This window comes from Paenibacillus sp. DRB1-1 (genome assembly GCF_052119485.1).
GTDB classification, from domain to species: Bacteria; Bacillota; Bacilli; order Paenibacillales; family Paenibacillaceae; genus Paenibacillus; species Paenibacillus polymyxa_B.
In genome coordinates this window covers 2,288,433-2,308,212 of the sequence record NZ_JBODQH010000001.1, presented here as the reverse complement: position 1 = coordinate 2,308,212, position 19,780 = coordinate 2,288,433, and the positions used below count along the sequence as shown (strand labels likewise).

General features: G+C 43.0%; 14 protein-coding genes and 2 other RNA genes. 15 read left to right on the top strand and 1 reads right to left on the bottom strand.

Annotated elements, in window-relative coordinates; genetic code table 11:
• Positions 1-189 precede the first annotated feature (189 nt).
• The 11 genes from smpB to ACQW03_RS10130 all read left to right on the top strand — a co-directional run bounded on the left by smpB (position 190) and on the right by ACQW03_RS10130 (position 12,790).
• Entirely contained in the window at positions 190-669 is a 480-nt protein-coding gene (gene smpB / locus ACQW03_RS10180; RefSeq protein WP_013308270.1) for an SsrA-binding protein SmpB, read from the top strand.
• Positions 670-919: 250 nt separating this feature from the next.
• Positions 920-1,284, top strand: a transfer-messenger RNA (tmRNA) gene (gene ssrA / locus ACQW03_RS10175).
• Between the two features lie 268 nt (positions 1,285-1,552).
• Positions 1,553-1,807, top strand: a complete 255-nt coding sequence (locus tag ACQW03_RS10170) for a hypothetical protein (protein ID WP_076293803.1) — start codon at positions 1,553-1,555, stop codon at positions 1,805-1,807.
• A 274-nt stretch (positions 1,808-2,081) separates the two neighbouring features.
• The gene (locus ACQW03_RS10165; protein WP_076293804.1) at positions 2,082-2,522 is read left to right on the top strand and encodes a hypothetical protein; all 441 of its coding nucleotides are present in this window, start codon (positions 2,082-2,084) and stop codon (positions 2,520-2,522) included.
• Between the two features lie 404 nt (positions 2,523-2,926).
• Positions 2,927-3,345: a transfer-messenger RNA gene (gene ssrA / locus ACQW03_RS10160) on the top strand.
• A 332-nt stretch (positions 3,346-3,677) separates the two neighbouring features.
• Positions 3,678-6,821: an ATP-binding protein gene (locus ACQW03_RS10155; protein ID WP_441949579.1), complete on the top strand. Its 3,144-nt coding sequence runs from the start codon at positions 3,678-3,680 to the stop codon at positions 6,819-6,821.
• A 1-nt stretch (position 6,822) separates the two neighbouring features.
• Positions 6,823-7,926 carry a response regulator gene (locus ACQW03_RS10150; protein WP_252508857.1) on the top strand — a complete coding sequence of 368 codons (1,104 nt, stop codon included), beginning with the start codon at positions 6,823-6,825 and terminating at the stop codon, positions 7,924-7,926.
• Between the two features lie 534 nt (positions 7,927-8,460).
• Positions 8,461-10,800 (top strand): S-layer homology domain-containing protein, encoded by a 2,340-nt coding sequence (locus tag ACQW03_RS10145; RefSeq protein ID WP_441949577.1) that lies wholly within the window; start codon positions 8,461-8,463, stop codon positions 10,798-10,800.
• A gap of 271 nt (positions 10,801-11,071) precedes the next feature.
• Positions 11,072-11,299 (top strand): DUF896 domain-containing protein, encoded by a 228-nt coding sequence (locus ACQW03_RS10140; RefSeq protein WP_441949575.1) that lies wholly within the window; start codon positions 11,072-11,074, stop codon positions 11,297-11,299.
• Positions 11,300-11,366: 67 nt separating this feature from the next.
• Positions 11,367-11,765: a DoxX family protein gene (locus ACQW03_RS10135; RefSeq protein WP_061830219.1), complete on the top strand. Its 399-nt coding sequence runs from the start codon at positions 11,367-11,369 to the stop codon at positions 11,763-11,765.
• 74 nt (positions 11,766-11,839) lie between these two features.
• Positions 11,840-12,790, top strand: a complete 951-nt coding sequence (locus ACQW03_RS10130; RefSeq protein ID WP_441949572.1) for a ring-cleaving dioxygenase — start codon at positions 11,840-11,842, stop codon at positions 12,788-12,790.
• A gap of 118 nt (positions 12,791-12,908) precedes the next feature.
• Here the strand turns inward: ACQW03_RS10130 and ACQW03_RS10125 are convergent, their stop codons facing one another.
• Entirely contained in the window at positions 12,909-14,060 is a 1,152-nt protein-coding gene (locus tag ACQW03_RS10125) for a glycosyltransferase family 2 protein (protein ID WP_441949570.1), read from the bottom strand.
• 351 nt (positions 14,061-14,411) lie between these two features.
• On the opposite strand from ACQW03_RS10125, the gene ACQW03_RS10120 reads away from it, so the two are divergent.
• From ACQW03_RS10120 to ACQW03_RS10105, 4 genes are all read left to right on the top strand, one after another.
• Positions 14,412-15,134 carry a GntR family transcriptional regulator gene (locus tag ACQW03_RS10120; protein ID WP_023986502.1) on the top strand — a complete coding sequence of 241 codons (723 nt, stop codon included), beginning with the start codon at positions 14,412-14,414 and terminating at the stop codon, positions 15,132-15,134.
• Positions 15,135-15,428: 294 nt separating this feature from the next.
• Positions 15,429-17,813, top strand: a complete 2,385-nt coding sequence (locus ACQW03_RS10115; protein WP_071639096.1) for a phosphoketolase family protein — start codon at positions 15,429-15,431, stop codon at positions 17,811-17,813.
• A gap of 275 nt (positions 17,814-18,088) precedes the next feature.
• The gene (locus tag ACQW03_RS10110) at positions 18,089-18,931 is read left to right on the top strand and encodes an aldo/keto reductase (RefSeq protein ID WP_441949567.1); all 843 of its coding nucleotides are present in this window, start codon (positions 18,089-18,091) and stop codon (positions 18,929-18,931) included.
• A gap of 183 nt (positions 18,932-19,114) precedes the next feature.
• The gene (locus ACQW03_RS10105) at positions 19,115-19,774 is read left to right on the top strand and encodes a PspA/IM30 family protein (protein ID WP_441949565.1); all 660 of its coding nucleotides are present in this window, start codon (positions 19,115-19,117) and stop codon (positions 19,772-19,774) included.
• Positions 19,775-19,780: the final 6 nt, after the last annotated feature.

Here is a 19,780-nt window from a genome sequence, read left to right as displayed (position 1 = left end):
CTGCTGTAATGGATGGAAGCCGCTTGCTTTAAGTGTGATATAACTGCAATTAGAAATGTAGAAGGCTTGACCTTTCTTGCTTTTACCATCTGAAATTTGTTACAATATATTTCTAGGTGGCTCTTTGTAGCCGGATTTTGATACCTGGATTTCAAGAGTGAATTACGTTATTCATAAGGAGTGGTATTCATGGGTAAGAAGGCAGACGGGAAAGTGCTCGCCCAGAACAAAAAAGCTTCCCATGACTATTTTATTGAGGACACTTACGAGGCGGGCATGGTGCTAACGGGAACAGAAATTAAGTCTCTACGGAATGGTCGCTCTAATATAAGTGATGCATTTGCTACGATCCGTAACGGCGAAATTCATATTCACAATATGCATATCAGTCCCTTTGAGCAAGGCAATCGTAATAATCCTACCGATCCGACGCGTACACGTAAGCTGCTATTGCATAAAGAGCAGATTCGCAAGCTTATCGGTCTGTCCAAACAGGAAGGCTACACGATTGTTCCGTTAAAGATTTATGTTCGCAATGGTTATGCCAAGCTTTTGCTCGGACTGGGCAGAGGTAAGAAGCAGTATGATAAACGTGATGCTGCCGCTAAACGCGATGCACAGCGTGATATCCAACGCGCTTTGCGTGAGAAGCAGAAAATTGCGAGATAAGTTGTTGTATTATTGGTTATGGTACAAATTACGTGGAGAAGTTACTTGTTCCTGTAATGGTGCTATTTTATAAGGCTTAAATGGCTTCATTTCGTTCCGTAATGAGCTGTAATATGGTATACTAACGAAGTAGTCAGTTTTAAGGTTTTTAACTTTGTTCGAGTGTTGAATCTTAGAATTCAGCTTTTGATATTATGCATGCTTATGCTCCGGTATTTCCGGATTTATCCGTGGAGCCCTTTTATAATAAGGGGGCGTTTATGGATTCGACGGGGATAGTTCGAGCATGGGTAGCGGGTAGTGGGGACGCGTCCGCTTCATCAACGCTAAAGCCTATTAAACGGCAAACAACAAAACAACTACGCTTTCGCAGCCTAAGAAACTGTGTGCGTGCTTCTACCCAGCATCGTCCATGTGACTGGGATAGGGGCTAACAAATAGTGGAATACGCTGTCTCATCTCCGCCTGCGGTGAGCTGAAGAAGATAATCAGGCTGACCCGAAGGGAATCCGGTGACAGGGAGTTTCTAGGGTGACATCAAAACTGTCACTACACCCGTAGAAGCTTATGTGTCGTTATCTTCGGACAGGGGTTCGACTCCCCTCGCCTCCATACTAAGCATCAGAAAAGCGACCTTAACAGGTCGCTTTTTCGCGTCTTTTTTATGACTCAGTCAAGATAACATAATGGGTTTAAATGATTGCAGCCAATTCTTGAAGTTCGTATTATGGTTTACCATATCTATGGTAAAGTTCTTGCAATCTTCATATCCATTTGTTAGCGTTTTGAAAGGGTTGGCCTTGTCCCATTGATTGGAATATTGCAGCTGCTTTTTCAAAGGTATAATGCTTATAAAGTTTAACATAAATAAAGGATTACCTTGATGAAGGGATATAAGAAGGGAAACATTGGACTGTCTGAAGTGTACAAAAATATTCGATCCAAATCGATATGCAGTAAAGCCTTCGAAATATTCATTGTAGTGGATAACAGGAATGCCATTATCATTACATCTATTTCTGAAGTTAATCAAGCTTTAGAATTTCTTGAAACAAAGAATATAGATTATTTGGATAGGATAATAAATGGTGATGGTGAACAACTTATAGAGCTTAGTGAATTATTTCCAGATGCATAAATCAAAAAAGCTACCTAGACAGAAAGTTACTGTTTTAAGGTAGCCTTTTTGATTTTAACTTGAAAAATACAAATATCTTTTCAATCCACAGATAAATATATCTGACCAATACTACTTCATCATATTACAGATACTACATTTTAACAATATAACAACTTTATAATAAACGTTCGATATATGTATATTTCATACGTGCGATTTATCATAGTAAAAATACTAGAGTTTACGTATGATGCTTAGAAGAATACAATCGATACAAAAAGGGGAAATAGATATGAGCAATCATTTTAATGAGAATCAAGAGTTTGATATTCAAAAATTTGAATGGTTTTTACCTAGCCCTTCTAAGCCGGTTTTATCAATAGTTGTATCTAAAGACAAGGGATTCTGTTTAAACAGTAAGCTCTGTGAATATTTTTCTAAGGAAATAACAGTAGGCATAAGTCCAGATGGGAAAAATATAGGGTTATTAGAGATTCCCGAAAAGGGATATCATGTTCTTAAAAATGGAAAGATAAAGGGCCCTGAATTGGTTCACTCAATTGAAATACGTGGAATTTCTCTACCGGCCAATTATATTGTTGAAAAAAAAGATGATCTATGGTTGGCTACGTTAGTTCCTACTAAACCAATACCATCTACTCCTAGAAAAACTCCTAAAAACCCAAGGAAAAATGGGCTTCGTGCCATGCTTCCAAAGAAAGATATAATGTAATGGCGAAAATTACTGAAGATGATGTTGTTAGACACTTTTTTCCCTTTGTTATTCAAGAATGTAAAAATTCTTATAAAGGATTGGAACCAGAGGATCGAACTACAGAAGGTGTTCTGGCACTTATTCATGCTATCCGTACTTATAGAACGAAATATGGATGCTTCGAAGACTATTTTTTATTACAGTTGAAAATAATAATGGAGCAAAAAAATAAAGAAGCATGGGCTATAAAAAAACTAGAATCTATTTTCTCCTTGGACGCTCCAGTGCTTACCCATAATGAATATTCCACACGTTTAGACTTCATAAATTCAATCCCACATGATGATACTATTATTGACGTAGATCGTTTTATAGAAGACTTGTCGCCAATAGAAAGGCAAGTCGTACTTCTTTTGATAGATGATCGAGATTTATTTGAGATATCTGGCGAGTTGAGGTTTTCTCCCGGGCAGGTTCAATCCGTAATAAATCAGTTGCAAAGTAAAGCTATAGATTATTTTTGATGTTGATAAATAAGGAAAGACTAGAACTAGATTCTATTCTATTATTGCAAAGACACTGACCAACCCCTATCTACCTACACTAATAAACTAAACATGTGTTCTCAACCCTAACCCATGTGTTTGGCGAGGAGCTCGACTTTTAGTGGGATACACTGTCTCATCTCCGCCTGCGGTGAGCTGAAGAAGATAACCAGGCTGACCCGAAGGGAATCCGGTGACAGGGAGTTTCTAGGGTGACATCAAAACTGTCACTACACCCGTAGAAGCTTATGTGTCGTTATCTTCGGACAGGGGTTCGACTCCCCTCGCCTCCATTAAAAAAACCCGCTCATTGAGCGGGTTTTTGGTTTTTTATTACACAAAATTGTAGAGCAAATGTAGACATCATTTCTACAGAATAGGTTTATGAATGTTATTCGGTATTGCGGTCATAACGCGGTTGAGACACTATCAGCTTCGTTTTAGTTCGATCTTTCGCTGTTCCAGTGATGACAACTTTTCAAGAATGGTAAATTGTTCTGACCCCTCAGGACCATCTTCGGAATCTGTATAGGATTGAAGTCTCACCCACGCTCATCTCCAATGTCACTTATGTCAGTCTTGTGATTTTTTTGTGAAATGCGTAATGTATAGAATAAAAAGTGTTGAAATGAATTCCGAGGGGGCGCTATGTATTAACAGGGGGAATTACCGCAAGGCCATCGGAATTGGCTTGATTTTTTCGCTCTCCATCGCGTTGTTCGTCGCTATTTATTTGCAAACGATACCGAATCAGGACATACCGCCTGCGAAGCGGGGAGTGCTGGATTTGTCGAAGTGGGATTTCCACAAGCAGGGATGGGTCAATCTGGATGGTGAGTGGGAATTTTATGAAGGCGAATTATTGGAGCCTGCTGATTTTCGTCAAGGGACGCGTGCGGAGGTCTCATATTTATCTGTACCTGGTACGTGGAGAGGAAAATCAGCGAACGGCGGTATGAACCGAACAGGGTATGGTACGTACCGGTTGAGGGTGCTGATTAAAGATAAGGATGAGGTTTTAGGTTTAAAAATAAGGAGTATTCGCCTTTCCCACCGATTGTTCATTAACGGCAAGTTAGAAGGGGAAAGTGGGCGCCCAGCAGTCGACATCAAGGATCATCAGCCTGGGAATACGCCCTACAGCGCATTTTTTCACACGGATGCCAAAGAAATTGACATTGTCATTCAAGTGTCTAACTACGTATATGTCACGGGTGGTATTGCTGGCTCGATCCCATTCGGATTGGCTGAAGATGTGACGAAGCTAAACAGTATACAGATCGGAACCGATATCGGAATTATATTAATTTTGGGCATGTTTGGCGTGTATCATCTCAGCTTCAGCCTTTTAGGGCGAAGAGAGAAAACATATTGGCTCAGCGGGCTGTATTTGCTGCTGCTATTATTGGAAAAAGCACTTTTTGGCGAAAAAATCTTGCAGAGGGTACTGCCTGACCTCCCTTTTGATATTGCATATAAGCTGCTCGATTTAAGCGAATTTATCGGCGCTGTGGTGCTCATTTTGTTTTTCAGTTCGGTTGAAGCCCGCCTCATTTCGTCTCGGCTGCTGAAGTTGATCCTGACTCCGTTAGGCCTATATATTGCGGCGGTTGTTGCGCTGCCTTACCATGTGCATATCCAGGGGAAATACGTTTTCTTTTTCTATTTAATCATTGTTTTCCTATACATTATTGGCAGAATGGCGTACCTGTACATTCAAAGCCAAGACGGCTCATCCGATCGGAAGGAGTTAATGCTTTTTATTGGTGCAAGCGTTTCGATGGTAATCTTTCTGGTGGACGGAAGCCTCTATTCGGAGAATATGGTTTCGACCGATCTGGTGGGAAAACTCGGAGTAGTTTGTTTTATTATCATCATGAATATCCTGCTCGTGGTTCGATTCTCGAATGCTTATGAGAAGACGGAAATTCTTTCATATCAACTGACAGTCTCCAATCAGCTCAAGGACGAGTTTTTGATGAATACGTCACATGAGCTCAAGACTCCACTGCATGGCATTCTGAATATGACGTCTTATTTGCTGGATGATGAGGAAAAGAATCTGTCGCCCAAGCAAAAACGGAATCTTTCGCTAATCAAGGATACGTCTATCAAGCTGTCCATGCTCATTCACGATTTAGTCGATGTTACCCGCTTGAGGCATGGGGAGCTGCGCCTGCACCCGACCGCTGTGGATGCCAGAATGGTAACGCAAATTGTATTCGACGTGCTGCAATTTGAACTTTTGGGCAAAGCTGTGCGGCTGGATAATCAAGTCGATCCCGACGTCTGGGTGCAAGCGGACGAGAATCGGCTGCGTCAAATTATGTACAACCTGGTTAGTAACGCCATTAAGCATACAGATGAAGGGTTGATCAAGGTGGTATCGAGCATTGCCCACGGAACGGTTACGATTTCCGTCGAGGACACCGGAACAGGGATTTCCAAGGATAAGCATGCTGTGATTTTCGAATATTTTGAGCAGCTTGACGGGCCGCTGCCGAAGGATGGATATACAGGAATGGGCGTTGGCTTGTACATTAGCCGCAAGCTAGTCGAACGGATGGGCGGAGAAATTTGGGTGGATTGGTCAGAGGTTGGTCAAGGCACGCGCATGACGTTTACATTACCAAGTACAGTTCAGATACCGGCCAATCGTGAAACGGCATATGCGCTGGAAGAGCAGCAGCGTTATACCGACAAGGATCATGAACTGAACATTTGGAATGGGCATGAGCATACAGTAATGATTGTTGACGATGAAGCCTCTAATATCTATACCTTGTTGAATATTTTGAAACGGCATCGCTACAATGTCGTTACCGCTTTCTCGGCAAAAGAAGCATTGGAGAAGGTAGAAGAGTACCCGCAAGTGGATCTTGTTATCCTCGATGTGATGATGCCGGGGATTTCGGGCATTGAGCTGTGTCAGAAACTGCGCAGCAGCTACTCCATTCTCGACCTGCCCATTTTGTTCGCAACGGTTAAGGATACGCCGCAGGATATTGCGCTCGGCTTCCGGGCCGGGGCCAACGATTATTTGACCAAGCCGTTTGAGGCGGAAACGCTTATTGCCAGAATCCAAACCCTGATCGCTGTGAAAACATCACTCCAGGAAGCAATTCGCAATGAGCAAGCGTTCCATCAAGCCCAGATTAAACCGCATTTTCTCTACAACGCCTTGAGCAGTGTTATTTCTTTTTGCTATACGGATGGGGAAAAAGCGGCGTACTTGTTATCGATGCTCAGTCAGTACCTGCGCTACATCCTGGACATGGATTCTTCGACGCAGTTCGTCCCTCTCTATCAGGAAATAGAGCTGATACAGGCGTATGTTGAGATCGAAAAAGCCCGTTTCGGAGAGCGATTCGACTACGATTTTCACTATGATAAACGTATAGAGCATTTGGAAATTCCTCCTTTATGCATACAGCCTTTTGTCGAGAATGCGATTCGGCACGGTTTATTCGAGAAGGAAGGACATGGCAAGGTAACGCTCGCTATCAACGAGGTTGACGGTTATATCCGGGTGGTAGTAGAAGACGACGGTGTCGGCATATCGGAGGATCTGCTGTACCGCATGTCCACAGGGGACTTGCAGGGTTGCGGCATCGGTATTCATAATATACGCAAGCGTCTGGACTCTCTCCCAGGGGCAACGCTAAACATCAGCTCCGATATGGGAAGAGGAACTAAAATAACGATGTATTTGCCTGTAAGGAATAACGAAATGACCGGTTCGGGAAAACGGAGGAGGAGTAGGGTTGTTTAACGTGGTCATTGTGGAGGACGAAATACCGATTTTGAATTTAATGAAACATGTTATCGGGCAAAACCCGTACTTTACGATCATAGGTGCTTTTACAAGCTCGCTTGAGGCGCTGGCTAGCCTGCCTGTGCTTCGGCCGGACGTTGCTTTCCTTGATGTGGAAATGCCAAAGATGAATGGGCTGGAGCTGGCGGAGAATATCTACGAAGCATCGGAGCAGACAAAAATCATCTTCACGACGGCTTACAAGCATTATGCGTTGGATGCATTTAAGGTTTATGCCTTCGACTATATTTTGAAGCCTGTGACACCTGTGGCGATTGAGCGGGTCGCAAACCGGTTGGTTAAGCTGCATCGGCCTGTCGGTGATGCTAAACAACAGGTGGGGCTGCCCTCAATTCGGTGCTTTGGAGGATTCGAGGTTCGAAGTCCGAGAGGAACGCTAATTCGCTTCCCAACACGCAAGACGGAGGAATTATTCGCTTATTTCCTCTGTCATCCGGGTCAAAATCTCAACAAGTGGCGGTTGACAGATTTGTTGTGGCCGGATATGAGCGAGGATCGAGCGTCACATAATTTGCATAATACGATGTATCGTTTAAAGAAATTGTTGAAAGAGCAAGAAATGGGTATGGAGATTCAGAAAACGAATCAAGGATACATGCTGGAACCATCGGATCTAACGTACGATGTGCTGGAATATGAGGGGTACGACTATACTCGTGTATTAGGGCTTCAAGATGCGGCTCAAGCAGAGCATGTATGCTCGCTCTACAAAGGCCCGCTGCTGGAGAGAAAAGATTACTTCTGGAAAGCTCCGCTGGAGGAAGTATTCTACAAACAGTACACAACGCTGGTACGCAGTTTGATCCAACAGGATTTTGCCAGGGAGGATTGGGAAAAAGCGGAGCAGAGAATGGATGGTTATTTGACTATGTATCCCCTGCATGAGGAGATGAATCAGATTTTGCTGAGCATCTATGCAAGTAGTGGGGAAAAGGAGAAAATGCTCAAGCATTACGCGCAGCTGGAGGCTTCTTATCGCAGGGAACTGGGGGTGGAGCCACCGCAGGAGCTGAGAAGCCAGAAGGCGTCCTATTTGGAGTAGGGCGCAAGCTGATGTATAGGGAAAACAGCGGACAAAGTAGGTCTTGTCCGACAATTTTGCCGAAAACCGAATACTGGATTAATAAAAAAGTGGTTATTCCCAGTAGAACAATCTATTAGGGGGATAGTCACTTTTCTTGTTTTTTCGACACCACTCGTGGTTTTGTGAGAATTTTGTGAGAACAGTTTGCTAGAATGTATTGCAATGGGGAGGGAGAGGCAATATGGGCGAGCGAATCAAGAAAGCTGTTGGGAGTCCTGAACATGGATAGTACGAGCAGCAGCACGTAAGCAGCGACGCTAAAATGGAGAATATAGCCGATTAGGGCAACCATCGAATATAGAAAGCGGAGGCATTTCCATCCCGCAATGAAGACGGTAGGGTTCAGCCGATACATGAATCAAGTGCCAGCAAGCAGAGGTCCTGCAACGAAAGAGAGTAGATAAGAACGTTAGGTATGTAGATCAATAGTCCGGTTGAAGACTCGTATGAACATCATCATAGAATATAACGAGAGGCGAGTGAAAGAAACAGATGATTAGACGGTATATTTCTTCGTTATTGGTATTATTTCTTATGGCAGGAGTGACCCCTGCACATGCAGCCGCTACTAACTTGGCATTAAATAAAACGGCAACAGCTAGCAGTAATTGGGCCGGTGTTCTTCCAAGTAAAGCAGTCGATGGTGATCCACGTAGCGAGTGGGGACCTTTTTCCGCAAGCGGTACTCCTTGGCTTAAGGTTGACTTAGGCTCGGTAACACAGTTTAACAGTTATTTGGTACAGACATTGCCAGACCGGTACAACAGTGGAATTACCTTAGAAATAAGCAATGATGATTCCAATTGGACTGCGGTGGATACAGTAACTGGGAATACGAATGTAATTATCAAAAAAACATTGCCTCAGGTTGTCAGTGCAAGATATGTGAAGGTTACGATTAATTCGTGGAATTTTTTCCCTGACATTACAGAATTCCAGCTATACAATACTACGCTGAATGCGCCAATCAACGTTGCAGCTACAGCAGGTGATGAGCAAGTAACGTTAAACTGGAGCAGCGTGTTGGATGCAACAAGCTATAAAGTGTATCAAGGCACATCGCCAGGTGTATACGATGCAGCTCCGGTTGCGACGGTCAACGGCACAACCGCAGCAGTAACAGGGCTGACCAATGGTACAACTTATTATTTTGCGGTTAAGTCTAGTAACGAGCACGGGGATAGCTCTTTCTCCAGTGAAGTGAACGCAAAGCCACATATTAATGCGCCTGCCGCACCCGGAGGACTCACCGCGACACCGGGTAACGGACAAGTTGCGTTAAGCTGGGACAGTGTTGCGGGAGCAGTCACCTACGATGTTTACAAGGGAACAACAGTGGGGTCCTATGAGTCAACTCCGGTTGCCACTGTGAGCGGGGCGACCTACAGCTATACGGAAACAGGTTTAACGAACGGTGTGACGTATTTTTATGTAGTCAAGGCAAGCAACGCGGGAGGCAGCAGCGATAGCTCCAATGAAGCGGTTGCAACGCCTCAGGTTCCAGTGCCTGGAGTACCGGTATTGCTGCCCGCTACAGCCGGAAACTCGCAAGTACGTCTTACATGGAATCCGATGATGGATTCCACGGGGTACAAAATATTCAAAAGTACGGCTTCCGGAGCTTATGGATCAGAAGAAGCCACGGTAACTGGTTCAGTATACAGCTATGATGTAACAGGATTGGCAAATGGCACCACATACTATTTTGTTATACAAGCAACCAACCCAGGAGGAGAGAGTGCTGTTTCCAATGAAGTGAGCGAAACACCTAAAACGATTTCGTCATCGCCAACGGATGTAACTGTATCAGCAGGTGATGGACAAGCGACGGTCAGCTTCAATATCCCTGTTGAAAACGGAGGAAGCCTGATAACACGCTACGAGGTCACAGCCTCGCCAGGAAATATTACCGCAATAGGAACGGAAATCCCAATCACGGTAACGGGGCTGACCAATGGCACCACATATACATTTACGGTGAAAGCTGAAAATGGTGCAGGTAGCAGTGTAGCTTCCGCAGTCTCCAAGGAAGTCAAGCCAACAGCACCGTCCAAAAAGAAAGATAAATCAGTAACGGATACATCATCTGCGTCATCTGCATCGACTATATCAACAACAGAGACCACGTCGCCTGCTCCGGCATCGAATCCTGAAACTGTGCAGCCTACTATTGATGTGTTCAAGAGCAGCATTGTTAATGTAGCAAGCTCAGTTAAGGCTATTGAGTCCAAGGTAGCGGAAGCTAAGCAAGCTAATGTCAAGGTTGAACTAGCCGATATTAAAGGACACTGGGCTGAAAAGGCGATCAATACGTTTGTGAAGCTGCAGATGATCAAAGGCTATGGGGATGGACAGTTCAAACCTAATGGCAATATTACACGTGCGGAGTTCGCAATGCTTGTCTCTCGCGTATTCGATATTAGCGGGGATGCCGACCATTCCGCTGCTATGAGCGATATCAGCAGTCACTGGGCTAAGGAAGCTATTGAGAAGCTCACCAGCGCAGGGGTAATTGGTGGGTATGGCGATGGAACCTTCAAACCAAATCAAACGATTAGCCGTGAAGAAATAGTTATCATCCTATCCCGCATTGTGAACTTGAATGGCGTGAATAAAGATGATTCCAAAGGCAGCTTTACAGATTTATCGAGTGCAAGCTCCTATGCAACGAGCGCAATTAAGGATGTCGCAGAAGCCGGTATCATCACTGGCAAGAGTGCTGGCGTATTTGATCCACAGGGTAATGCCACACGTGCGGAGGCTATAACGATTATTTTGAATGCATTGAATCTCCATGCACAAGTTAAGAATCTTGTAGATTCCTTGGATTAATGTCTTACCCGATATAATGCATACGTAACAGCAAAGCTATAGGACAAAGGTTATTCTGCAACAGTTGAACAGGGCTGTTGTAGGATAACCTTTTGTTTTAGCCGCTGATATGATATTGCCCTATGGATACCTCATAAATGGATTGGGAGGTCATACTTTTCTTTCTTTTTGAAAAAGTATTGACACAGATAGAAAAGTATTATATCTTTATATCAAGATAAATAAATTAAAGGTAAAACAACCAGAAAATTTTGAATAAGGAGGTATACACATGATCACCATTTTAGAAAGAATTAATCAGCTTGCAAAAAAAACGAAAGAAGTTGGGTTGACTGAAATCGAAAAAACGGAACAAACGGATCTTCGCAAAGAATACCTTCAAATCTTTCGGGGTTCTGTACAAAGCATTCTCTTGAATGCTACGATCTATGATCCGAATGGAGACGATGTTACGCCTGAAAAACTAAAAAAAGAACAGGCTCAAATCGCTGAACAATGAATTTAATTTTATCTAATATCTCTAATTCAATAATCTTTAAATAAATATAATATGGAGAGTGATTTTTATGTTGGCAAGTGGATTGTTACTGATACGTTTGGTGGTTGGATTGTTATTGGTGGGGCACGGAGCACAGAAACTTTTTGGCTGGTTTGGCGGCTATGGTCCAAAAGGTACCGGCGGTTGGATGGAATCGATCGGCATTAAGCCCGGAGTATTTATGGCAGTGTCTGCCGGGTTGATGGAATTGTTGGGAGGAGCTCTATTTGCAGTAGGACTGCTCACACCACTGGCTGCATTGTTGATTACGGTGACTATGCTCGGAGCAATTTTCAAAGTACATGGTCCAAACGGGATCTGGGCAACAGCTAATGGCTATGAATATCCGCTAGTTCTTATTGCAGTCGTAATTGGTATTGCGTTAACAGGGGCAGGTTCATATTCCATCGATGCATTACTTAGATAAAACATGATGTTTAGGTCATTAAAAGTCATCAATAATCAAAAATAAAGGTTCCTACGATTAAAGGAGGGCTTCATATGTCACTTCAAACTACAGGTATCCATCATATTACAGCTTTTGCCGGTAATCCGCAGGAAAACTACGACTTCTATGCCGGCGTCCTGGGACTTCGGTTAGTGAAGAAAACAATCAACTTCGATGCTCCTGAGGTTTACCACTTGTACTTTGGTAGCGAGGCAGGAAGTCCTGGAACGATCATTACTTTTTTTCCTGCACCAGGGACTCCCAAAGGACGAATCGGAGGTGGCCAGGTGGGGATAACCTCGTATGTGGTCCCCCCAGGTTCACTTGATTTTTGGCAGCATCGTTTGCAAAGCTTTGATATTCAAGTTACGAAAACGAGCCGTTTTTCTGAACAATATCTTCAATTCGAGGATAATGAGGGTTTACGCCTTGAGCTTGTTGAACGTGAAGCGGGAGCGAATAGTACTTGGTCTTACGGTGGCATTTCGGCTGATAAAGCAATTAAGGGGTTTGGAGGTGCCGTGCTATTTAGCGTCAATCCACAGAGAACGATGGATGCATTGGAGAGCATACTCGGATTTACGAAAATCGCTGAAGACGCCGAATATGCCCGTTATCAGTCCGTAGGAGAAATCGGCAACATCGTAGATGTTCCGCTCGCCAAAATGGGTGTAGGCTTTGGTGGAGCAGGCACGGTACATCACATTGCGTGGCGTGCAAAAGATTTTGAACAGCATGAAGAATGGAGAAACGCAGTCCAGCATTATGGCTATCAGCCGACTCCAATCATAGACCGCCAATATTTTAATGCGATATATTTCAGAGAAGCGGGCGGCATCCTATTTGAAATTGCTACAGACCCACCGGGATTTGCTAACGATGAACCTGCTGAATCTTTGGGGCAGAAATTAATGCTGCCAGAGTGGTATGAACCGCAGCGGGCTCAAATCGAGGCGAATCTGCACCCTATTAAAGTGAGAACATTAACTGGGAAACAACAGTAAGTAAAAGTTGCATACGACTCTTCCATAAGACAGCTTGCCGAGTATGGCCTGCTCTCATATGGAGGAGTCTTTTTATTCCGGGAAAAATTCATGTGTTTCGGGGCCTTCCGGGCTCTTGCTATTCCACCAGCTTTTCAGACTTCACCAGCATTTCTCGTAACACGTGAGCGACTCGACTTTTCCGATTCTCTGCTTTCTTTTTTATCAAGTGTAATGATTTTTTGTATGCATGAGTATGGCTTTGATCGTAGAACTGTTTGGCTGCAATGCGTAGTGTTCTTCTTAATAACAGTGCTGATGAGCGTGTTAACCTAGAGCGGAATCCCCTGCGCAATACCCGCAACGTATTTTTGTAGGTCTCAAAATCCTCGGATGGAGGGATAAGGGCAAATAAATTTAACGAGGAGTCATTGAATCCGTAGGTTTCATACATGATTCTCAGGTTTTCCGTATTTAAAACGTTACCTCTAAGATAGGTTGGATGTTCCTGATGGTATCCGACCACCTCTTTGATGCAATAAAAAGGGATCTTCAAGCGATGCAGTCTATAGCCAAGGTCCCAGTCTTCGAGTCCATACAGCACAAACCGTTCATTGAAACCTCCAATACGAATCAAGTGGCTGCGTCTGATGGCTACACAACGAGTAACCAGCAGCATCCAGGGGGCAACGTCCGTTGAGGCAAATTGTTTCTGCGTATTGGGAGGTACCCTTGTGGGACTAACTACTTTAGACAGTGCACCCGTTTGGTGAAGGATATCTTCAGGGGTTATGATTGGAGTAATTTCGTTCGCTGCTTCATAGTCAGCATTCCATAAGTTGGACTGCGTAAGTATGTTGCGACATTGTTCTTTTTCTTCAGGTGAAAAGTCAGGGTAATAATGGGTAAAAGCATCGTCCCATGAGTGAGGAATGCCTGAGAGCACGGACTTGGGATATTTACGGTGATAACGGCTCACGATCCTAATGAATTCCGGTAATACTACAAAGTCAGCGTCGCAGAAGATGATGTATAGCCCTTTTGCACGGCGCAGTCCCAAATTTCGAACGGCAGATCGACCGCGTTGTTCCTGATGTGACACATAGATAAGAGGATAGGATGCTTTGAAGCCTTCGACCATTTCTTTCGTTCCGTCTGTAGAACCGTCATCAGCTACAATTACTTCGAATAGTTGCTTTGGATAGGTTTGTGTCTCAAATGAAGCGAGTGTGAGCAACAATTGCTGGGCTCGATTATAGGTTGGAATGATGACGCTGTAGCGGATAGCCAATATGATCTCCCCCCACCATTCTTATTAGAAAACGCTTGAACAAGATAAATAATAACAATGTATTCAAGGATTGTAGCCTGGTCTAGTCAAACATCCCTCAAGGTTCGAAACAGGCTTGGTTTTATTACTGATGCTAAGGTAGGGGTTCTGTATTTCCTGCTGTTTTGCAGGCACGTTCAGTGGTGTTATGTATGTGTAATCATGGTATTATGCATAGAGATGTAAAGTAAAAGCGAGGTCACTTCCTATCCGCTGAAAGCCCGCTCAGCAAACAGAAACAAACATGAGATGAAATGGGCAAGTTATGGTAAACTATATAGAGTTATAGAAGACCTGAAAGAGGAGTACTATATGACACAATTTGTCTATAAGCAAATTATTGACGATCTCAAGATGAAAATCTTTGCGGGAAAGTTTGCAGATATGAGATTGCCAGATGAACGTAGTCTTAGTGAGACTTACCAGGTTAGTCGTAGTTCAATTAAACGTGCTCTGACTAAAATGGAGAATGTCGGAATTATTTTCAAAAAACAAGGTTCCGGGACATTTATAAATCCATTATACATAAGAAATGAATCTATCTTTAACTACGAAGGCTCTAATTTAGGGGTCACTGATAATTTTCAAATGCATGGTAAAAAGCCAAAAATCAAAGTATTGAGTTTTGAGGTCATTCCGCCAACAGAAGAATTACAGCGCGATTTGTTCTTGGAGACTCATGATTTTGTTTACAAAATTGTCCGCTTACGTCTGTTTGATGATGATCCATTTATGATTGAAACGGGCTATATCCCCATTAAAATTGTCCAAAATTTAAATCAGACAATTATCGAGGGGTCCATTTTTAATTATTTGGAAGACTCGCGGAACTTGGCCGTCACCAAATCTTTTTTATCCATTTTTGCAGAACCGTCTCAAGAGAATGATCAAAAGCTACTACATTTAAATGAAAATGAGCCTGTAGGTATTATGGAAGGTGTGTTCTTTTTAGATAACGGTACGCCATTTGAGTTTTCTCATATGCGATTTCATTATAAATATTTGAAATTTAATACCTTTGTATCGGTTCACTAATGATAAGACTGGAGAATTCTCCGGTCTTTTTTTTATGGTTTTGAAAAAAGGATTGAAGCCTGCGATTGCCTCATTTAATACAAATTTTATTGGTTTATACTTCTATATATTTAAATGTAAGAGCTTTTTTACTGTCTTTTTAATTTATATTTCATAGTATGTTCAAAATTTCACAAAATTGGACCGTATCACTTGTGAAAAAGGTTGAATTAAATTGGCGTAGCGTTATGATGGACATGTAGATGAAATTTCCGGAAATAAATTACAAACCAAACTACTTAGGGAGTGGACACAATGTCATTATCACCCGTGTTAGCAGATTATTCATCTAAAACATATTTGAAAAAACTTGATGCATATTGGCGTGCAACGAACTACATTTCGGTAGGTCAGCTTTATTTAAAAGATAATCCTTTGTTAAGAGAGCCTTTAAAAGATTCAGATGTGAAGGTTAAGCCTATTGGACACTGGGGCACAATTCCGGGCCAAAACTTTATTTATGCACATCTAAATCGTGTTATTAATAAATATGATTTGAGCATGCTTTACATTGAAGGTCCTGGTCACGGCGGCCAGGTTATGGTTTCAAATTCTTATCTGGATGGAAGCTACACTGAAATCTATCCGCAAATTACACAAGATATCCCAGGTATGAAGAAATTGTTCAAACAATTCTCTTTCCCTGGCGGTATTGCTTCACATGCTGCTCCTGAAACACCTGGATCTATCCATGAAGGTGGAGAATTAGGCTACTCCCTTTCTCATGGTGTAGGTGCCATTCTGGATAATCCTGATCTGATTTCGGCTGTTGTTATTGGTGATGGCGAAGCTGAAACTGGCCCATTAGCCGCTTCGTGGTTCTCTAACAGATTTATCAATCCCATCACAGATGGTGCAGTGCTGCCAATCTTGCACTTGAATGGCTTTAAGATTAGTAACCCAACGATTATGTCTCGTCAATCGAAAGAAGAATTGACCTCATACTTTAAAGGTTTGGGTTGGGAACCGTTCTTTGTTGAAGGTGAAAATCCGGATCACATGCATCCAGAAATGGCGAAAGTATTGGATACGGCCATCGAGAAGATTGAAGCTATTCAGAAGAATGCGCGTGAAAATAATGACCTTACTCGTCCGGCGTGGCCGATGATTGTATTCCGTTCACCTAAAGGCTGGACAGGTCCGAAGGAATGGGACAACGTACCGAATGAAAATTCATTCCGTGCCCATCAGGTTCCAATTCCGGTTGATCAAAAAAATATGCAGCACGCACCTGCTTTGTTAGAATGGCTGAATAGCTATAGACCAGAGGAATTGTTCGACGAAAACGGTCGTTTAAACTCTGAGCTTGCTGAAATTCTGCCTACAGGCGATAAACGTATGGGAATGAACCCTGTTGCGAATGCGGGTAACCTCATTAAAGACTTGAAATTACCGGATTTCCGTAACTATGCATTGGATAATTCCGTACCGGGTAAAGTGATTGCGCAAGATATGTCGGTTTTAGGGAAATACGTTAAAGATGTGGTTCTCTTAAATGAAGAAAATCGTAATTTCAGAATCTTCGGACCGGATGAAACGATGTCTAACCGCTTGGCTCCTGTTTTTGAAGTAACCAAACGCCAATGGATGGACCAAATTATTGAACCTAATGATGAATTCTTATCATCCTATGGGCGCGTAATTGATTCTCAATTATCCGAACACCAAGCTGAAGGATTGCTGGAGGGTTATGTATTAACAGGTCGTCATGGTTTCTTTGCAAGTTACGAAGCCTTCCTGCGTGTGGTTGACTCGATGATCACCCAACACTTTAAGTGGCTGCGTAAAGCAACGGATCAAGGATGGCGTGCAGATATCCCATCATTGAATGTCGTAGCAACCTCAACAGTATTCCAACAGGATCATAATGGGTATACACACCAAGATCCAGGTTTGTTAGGTCATTTGGCTGATAAAAAACCAGAATTTATTCGGGAATATCTGCCAGCGGATGCCAATTCCTTGTTGGCTGTTTTCGACACCATTTTAAACGACCGTCAAAAGATCAATTTGATTGTTTCGTCTAAACACCCACGTCCACAATGGTTTAGTGCTGATGAAGCGAAAGAATTGGTGGATAAAGGGTTGAAGATCATTGACTGGGCAAGTACAGATCAAGGTGGAGAACCTGACCTTGTCATTGCTTCTGCTGGTACAGAGCCAACGATTGAAAGTTTAGCTGCGATTTCCATTTTGCATGAAAAATTGCCTGACTTGAAGATTCGGTACATCAACGTGGTAGATTTGCTGAAACTGAGAAGTCAAAAACTAGACCCACGTGGATTATCCGACGCCGAGTTTGATCATTTTTTCACAAAAGACAAGCCAGTTGTTTTCGCTTTCCATGGTTACGAAGGTCTGATCAAAGATCTGTTCTTTGATCGTCACAATCATAACTTGCATGTACATGGTTACCGTGAGAACGGCGATATTACGACACCATTTGATATGCGTGTATTGAATCAAATGGATCGTTTTGACTTAGTGAAGGAAGCTGTTCTCAACTTACCTGACGCTGAGAAGTACACCAACATTGTGGATGAAATGGATGCTACGGTTAAGAAACATCATCAATTCATTCGCGAAGAGGGCATTGATTTGCCAGAGGTAGAGAACTGGGTATGGAAAGGCTTGAAATAAAAATACAGACACTTCAACTTTGTGTTGGACAACCAAGCCATTAAGTATGAAGTGGGATATATGATTTGGTAGTGGAACAAGTGCCTGACCCCTTGACTTCAAGTATGATTTCAATGGGGATCAGGCGCTTTTTGATTTAGCACACAGAGAACTTGGTAGGGAAGTTACGAACTAGTGGGTATATACATATATAGGGAACGGAATGGATTTCTATATTTTGCCGGTGCTTTGAAGAGGTGTTATGTTATATGAGAATAGTAAAGGAGGCTGTTAATATGAACCAACAAATTCCGGAGAAGGTATTGCATGATGGCACTAAAGTGCCCGTCATTGGATTTGGGACTGCTGGATTTAAGGGTGCAGATGGAGTCAAGGCGATTACCGGCGCGATTGATGCAGGTTACCGTTTGATCGACACAGCGTTCAACTATGAAAATGAGGGTGCTGTCGGGAAAGCGGTCCAGCAGAGCTCTGTGCCCAGAGAAGAATTGTTGATTTGCTCCAAACTACCGGGTCGCCGACATGCTTATCAAGAAGCCATTGTAACGATCGAAGAGTCATTATATAGAGGAGGTCTGGACTATTATGATCTTTATCTGATCCATTGGCCGAATCCCCAAATCGATCGATATGTTGAAGCCTGGCAGGCGTTGATTGAGGCGAAGAAAAGGGGCTATATTCGTTCCATCGGGGTCTGCAATTTTCTGCCCGAGCATAATGAACGTTTAATTCGAGAAACAGGTGTCACGCCGAGCTTAAATCAAGTTGAATTGCATCCATTATTTAATCAGGAGCATCAGCGTGCAAAGGATGCTGAACAGGGCATCGTGACGGAATCGTGGAGCCCCTTGGGTCGCGGTCACAGCATGCTGGAGAATGAAGAGATTGGGAAAATCGCTGCTGCTCATGGCAAAACGACTACACAAGCGATTTTACGTTGGCATATCCAACTTGGAGCAATCCCGATCCCTAAGGCCTCTTCCTTAAAACACCAAACGGAGAATCTGGATATTTTCGATTTTGAGTTGTCTCCAGAGGAAATGAACGTGATTTCGGCATTTAGCAGTGAGAATGGACGGATATGGGGACAGGACCCCAAGTCCTATGAAGAACTATAATCAGGAACAATAAATAGAAGGGTTCAAAAATCTATCGCGGGTTTTTGGACCCTTTGCTTTTATAATAAAACGAACACACATCTGAAAGTGATCAATGGGCCAGTATATATGGCTGGGATGAACATTTTTTACCGGATTTGATGTATGATATGGTGGAATGTAGTCCTTTCGAAGGAGGTCATCATGGGGATTTTGTCGAGGTTTAGGGATATTATGAAAATGAATATTAACGCCTTAGTGGATAAGGTGGGAGATCCGGAGAGAACCATTGACGATTATATGCGGAATTTAAACAGTGATCTAGGCAAGGTGAAAGCGGAGACGGCCTCAGTCTTGGCTGATGAGAGAAGGGCGAAAAGAGCACTGGATGAATGCAAAGCCGAAATCAAAAAGCTCCAGCATTATGCCAGTAAGTCTGTGGAAGCTGGTAATGAAGAGGAAGCTCGAAAGTTTTTGGAGAGAAAAGGTTTGCAGGCGGAGAAATTGGGACAATTACAAACGTCCTATGATGTAGCTTCGACAAACGCCGTAAATATGAAACAAATGCAGGAGAAGTTGGTGTCCGATATGGGGCAACTAGAAGCGCGGCGCGCTGAACTTAAAGGGAAGATGGCGGTTGCCAAAGCACAGCAAACCTTGAACTCTATGGGCAGCAAGAATTCTGCTTTCGAAGTTATGGAAGAACAGGTGAACAGAGCGTATGATGAAGCGATGGCTATAGCCGAGCTTCGAGCAGGAACGAAGGACGACCTGGATGCTTTATTTGCACAATACGAGAAGAGTACGAATGCAGAAGATGAACTGGCTGCGATTAAAGAAAAAATCAACCATAAGGAATCATAACAGTAT

Bases quoted from the DNA above. Each gene is read 5' to 3' on its own strand.
- ACQW03_RS10105 (WP_441949565.1), top strand. From the start codon at position 19,115: ATGGGGATTTTGTCGAGGTTTAGGGATATTATGAAAATGAATATTAAC.
- ACQW03_RS10155 (WP_441949579.1), top strand. From the start codon at position 3,678: ATGAATTCCGAGGGGGCGCTATGTATTAACAGGGGGAATTACCGCAAG.
- ACQW03_RS10170 (WP_076293803.1), top strand. From the start codon at position 1,553: ATGAAGGGATATAAGAAGGGAAACATTGGACTGTCTGAAGTGTACAAA.
- ACQW03_RS10115 (WP_071639096.1), top strand. From the start codon at position 15,429: ATGTCATTATCACCCGTGTTAGCAGATTATTCATCTAAAACATATTTG.
- ACQW03_RS10140 (WP_441949575.1), top strand. From the start codon at position 11,072: ATGATCACCATTTTAGAAAGAATTAATCAGCTTGCAAAAAAAACGAAA.
- ACQW03_RS10120 (WP_023986502.1), top strand. From the start codon at position 14,412: ATGACACAATTTGTCTATAAGCAAATTATTGACGATCTCAAGATGAAA.
- smpB (WP_013308270.1), top strand. From the start codon at position 190: ATGGGTAAGAAGGCAGACGGGAAAGTGCTCGCCCAGAACAAAAAAGCT.
- ACQW03_RS10145 (WP_441949577.1), top strand. From the start codon at position 8,461: ATGATTAGACGGTATATTTCTTCGTTATTGGTATTATTTCTTATGGCA.
- ACQW03_RS10135 (WP_061830219.1), top strand. From the start codon at position 11,367: ATGTTGGCAAGTGGATTGTTACTGATACGTTTGGTGGTTGGATTGTTA.
- ACQW03_RS10130 (WP_441949572.1), top strand. From the start codon at position 11,840: ATGTCACTTCAAACTACAGGTATCCATCATATTACAGCTTTTGCCGGT.
- ACQW03_RS10165 (WP_076293804.1), top strand. From the start codon at position 2,082: ATGAGCAATCATTTTAATGAGAATCAAGAGTTTGATATTCAAAAATTT.
- ACQW03_RS10110 (WP_441949567.1), top strand. From the start codon at position 18,089: ATGAACCAACAAATTCCGGAGAAGGTATTGCATGATGGCACTAAAGTG.